At 69.8% G+C, this 3666-nt stretch carries 3 protein-coding genes; all 3 read left to right on the plus strand.

All coding sequences use genetic code 11. From position 1 onward, the window contains the following. On the plus strand, positions 1-334 hold a 334-nt coding region (locus tag AB1634_18915; protein ID MEW6221583.1), incomplete at its 5' end, for a nucleotidyltransferase domain-containing protein. Continuing rightward, positions 331-741, plus strand: a complete 411-nt coding sequence (locus AB1634_18920) for a HEPN domain-containing protein (protein ID MEW6221584.1) — start codon at positions 331-333, stop codon at positions 739-741. The genes AB1634_18915 and AB1634_18920, both read left to right, overlap by 4 nt. Beyond that, complete coding sequence (locus tag AB1634_18925; GenBank protein MEW6221585.1) at positions 710-3565, plus strand: N-6 DNA methylase; 2856 nt, start codon at positions 710-712, stop codon at positions 3563-3565. Before AB1634_18920 ends, AB1634_18925 begins: the two co-directional genes overlap by 32 nt. Positions 3566-3666 lie beyond the last annotated feature (101 nt).

Genomic DNA, 3666 nt, shown 5'->3' on the forward strand with positions numbered 1-3666 from the left:
CATGATGCAGGTTCCATCCACGATCAGGACGGTTCTTGCCGAGGCCAAGGCCGGTCTTGCCGCCCTCTATGGCCAGCGTCTGAAGGGGGTGGTCCTCTTCGGCTCGTATGCCCGGCAGGATCATCTGCCTGTGGGCTCAGATATCGACCTCCTGGTGCTCCTTGACCGGGTGGAAGACCTGGCTGCCGAGCGGGAGCGCTATCTGCCCCTGGTTTGCGAGCTGTCCTTGAAGCACGATACCGTGCTGTCCATCATCCCCATGGCGCAATCCGTTTTTGAGACCCGGGAGAGTCCGCTGGTGCTCAACGTGAGACGGGAAGGGGTCCCCGTATGACGAAGGAGGTCCGGGAGCTCCTGGAGAAGGCCGAGCAGAGCCTCGGGGCGGCGCAGATCCTGCTGGCCCAAGGCTATGCGGATTTCGCCGCCGGCCGTGCCTACTACGCCATGTTCTACGCCGCGGAAGCTCGGTTGCTGGCCATGGGTCTGGCGTATTCCAAGCACTCGGCGGTTATTGCCGCTTTCGGGCGGGAGCTGGTCAAATCGGGGCGGGTGGACGCCCGCCTCCACCGGGTCCTGCTTCGTGCTTTCGATCTGCGCAACCTCGGGGACTATGGCGGTGTGGCCGCTGTCGACCCGGAACAGGCTCGACAAGCGATTGCCGATGCGGCTGAGCTGTGCGCCGCGATGCGGCAGGATCTGGAGACCGCCCATGGCGAGCAGGACACCCCATACCGGTCTTGACGCCATCCGGGTGGAGGGTGGCCTCCTGCCCGCCGAGCTTCTGGCCAGGGTGGCCGCCCTGGAGGCACCCCAGCAGAGCGAGGCCGACTACCGGATCCCCAAGGGCCTCAAGCTGCGGGACGAGATCGGCCGGGCCTGGCGCATCGCCGCCGCCCTGTGGCGGGAGCTGAGGCGCCCTGGCCAGCGGCCGGCCAGCGCGCCGGCGGTGTTTCTGGTGCCGTTCCTGCGGGAGGTGCTGGGGTTTGTTGACCTGGCGCCCTGCCCGGGCCGAACGGTCGGGGAGCGCCGGTTTCCCATCAGCCATGCGGCGGCGGGCGGGCGCCTGCCGGTACTCCTGACCGCGGCGGACCAGGACCTGGACGTAAGCGACCCCCGTTTCGGTGACGACGGCCGGCGCCGCTCGCCCCACGGCTGCCTGCAGGAGCTGCTCAATGCCGATGAGGCGTGCCTCTGGGGGCTCTGCGGCAACGGCCTCTTCCTGCGCCTGCTGCGGGACAACCCCAGTCTCACCCGGCCGGCCTCTATCGAGGTCGATTGCCAGCGGCTCTTCGAGGAGGAGCTGTACCCGGACTTTGCGGTCCTTTGGCTGGTCCTGCACCGGAGCCGCTTCGAGCCGCCGGCCGCGGGGGGCCTGCCCGTCATCGAGACCTGGCGGCAGCAGGCGGCGCTGATCGGCGAGCGGGTCCGGGAGCGGCTCTGCCACGGGGTGGCCGATGCTCTGCGCCTGCTGGGCAGCGGCTTTCTCGCCCATCCGGCCAACGAGGCCCTGCGGGCGGCCATCCGCGGCGGCGGTCTGGGCAAGCAGGATTTTTTTCAGCAGCTCTTGCGCCTGGTCTACCGGCTGATCTTCCTCTTCACCCTGGAGGACCGCCGGCTTCTGCCCCTGCCGGCCGCTCTGGCCGGCGAGGTCGCCCGGGACCGTTATGCCCGGGGCTACAGCCTGTCTCGCCTGCGGGAGCGGGCCGGGGCGCGGGGCGTCGCCGGCCAGGAGCGGTATCGTGATCTGTGGGAAGGCCTCCTGGTCACCTTCCGGGCCCTGGCCGCCGGCGAGCCGGCCCTGGCCCTGCCTGCCCTGGGGGGCTTGTTCGCCCCTGAGCAATGCCTCCACCTGGACGCCTGCTGTCTGGCCAACGGCCCACTCCTGGCCGCGGTCCGGCACCTGGGCTTCTTCGCCACCGGCCAGGCCCTGGCCCGGATCAACTACCGGGACATGGACACCGAGGAGCTGGGCAGCGTCTACGAGTCGCTCCTGGAGCTGGTGCCGGACATCCGGGTGGAGGGCTGGCCGTGGACCTTCGGCTTCGTGGGGGACCAGCTCGCGGAGGCCGCCCCCCGGGGCACGGCCCGCAAGCTCACCGGCAGCTATTACACCCCGGACAGCCTGGTGCAGGAGCTGGTCGCCAGCGCCCTGGAGCCGGTCCTGGAGGAGGCCCTCCGGCGACATCCCCAGCGGCCCGCCGAGGCCATCCTGGGGCTGCGGGTGCTGGACCCGGCCTGCGGCTCCGGCCATTTCCTCCTGGCGGCTGCCCGACGTCTGGCTGGCCAGTTGGCCAGGGTCCAGGTCGACGGCGGCGAGCCCACCGAAGAGGACTATCGCCACGCCCTGCGCCAGGTGATCGGCCATTGCCTCTACGGCGTCGATGCCAACCCCCTGGCCGTGGAGCTGTGCCGCACCGGGCTCTGGCTGGAGGGCTGCGAGATCGGCAAGCCCCTGGGCTTTCTGGACGCCCACATCCGCCACGGCAACTCCCTGGTCGGTGTCCTGGATCCGGCCCTCCTGGCCCGGGGCATCCCCGAGGCCGCGTACAAGCCCCTGACCGGCGACGACCGGGCCTTGGCGGCTGAGCTGAAAAAGACCAACAAACGGGCGGCCGGCGGCAGGCAGCTCCATCTTTTCGACCAGGACGGCGCCGCGGTTCTGGCCGCCTGCGCCCTGGACCTCGATGCCATGCCCGAGGAGAGCCTCGATCAGGTGGAGGCCAAGCGGGCCGCCTGGCAACGGATCCGGGAGGGCGAGGCCTGCCGCCGGGAGCACCAGAAGGCTGACCTCTACTGTGCCGCCTTCTTCGCCGCCAAGACCCGCGAAGGCCGGGCCGCGGTGCCCACCAGCAGCGATCTCGCCCGGCTGGAGCAGGGCATGGCGCTGGCTCCCGAGGTGGCGGCAGAGATCCGTCGCCTGGCCCGGGAGCACGGCTTCTTCCACTGGCACCTCGCCTTCCCTGAGGTGTTCGCCGACGGGCGGGCCGGCTTCGATGTGGTCCTGGGCAACCCGCCGTGGGAGCGGGTGAAGCTCCAGGAGCAGGAGTTTTTTGCCAGCCGCTCACCCCGCATCGCCAGCGCCCCCAATGCCGCGGCCCGGACCCGGCTGATCCAGGGCCTGGGCCTGCCGGACGCGAGTCCCGCAGACCGGCAGCTCCACCAGGAGCTCCTGGACGCCAAGCGGGCGGCGGAGGCGGCCAGCCAGTTTGCCCGCACCTCCGGCCGCTTCCCGCTCACCGGTCGCGGGGATGTCAATCTTTACGCCCTGTTCGCCGAGCTCTTTCTGGCCTTGACCAGCCCCGCCGGCCGGGCCGGCATCATCGTGCCTACCGGCATCGCCACCGACGACTCCACCAAGGCGTTCTTTGACGCCATCGTTCGAGAGGGTCGGCTTGTCAGTCTCCTCGGCTTCCGGGAAATCCGCCGGCTCTTTCCGGGGACTGATAGCCGAGATCAGTTCTGCCTGCTCACTTTGGGAAGATCCACGGTGGCTCACTTCGTCTTCCAGGCGGCCAGTGTTGAGCATCTGCATGATGCAAGGTGTCCTTTCGGCAAGCCAGTGTGACAGCCGCCGCCGGGCGGGTTAGGATCGGCCATTTTCCAACGCAAGCGCGAGGAGGTGACCGATGGAGAGCAATCTGCCCGCCCAGGGGGCGACACTGGAAA

The organism is Thermodesulfobacteriota bacterium (assembly GCA_040755095.1).
In the GTDB taxonomy this organism is placed as follows: domain Bacteria; phylum Desulfobacterota; class Desulfobulbia; order Desulfobulbales; family JBFMBH01; genus JBFMBH01.

Excerpts from the sequence above, each read along its gene's own strand:
- AB1634_18920 (MEW6221584.1), top strand. The coding sequence starts at position 331 with ATGACGAAGGAGGTCCGGGAGCTCCTGGAGAAGGCCGAGCAGAGCCTC.
- AB1634_18925 (MEW6221585.1), top strand. The coding sequence starts at position 710 with ATGGCGAGCAGGACACCCCATACCGGTCTTGACGCCATCCGGGTGGAG.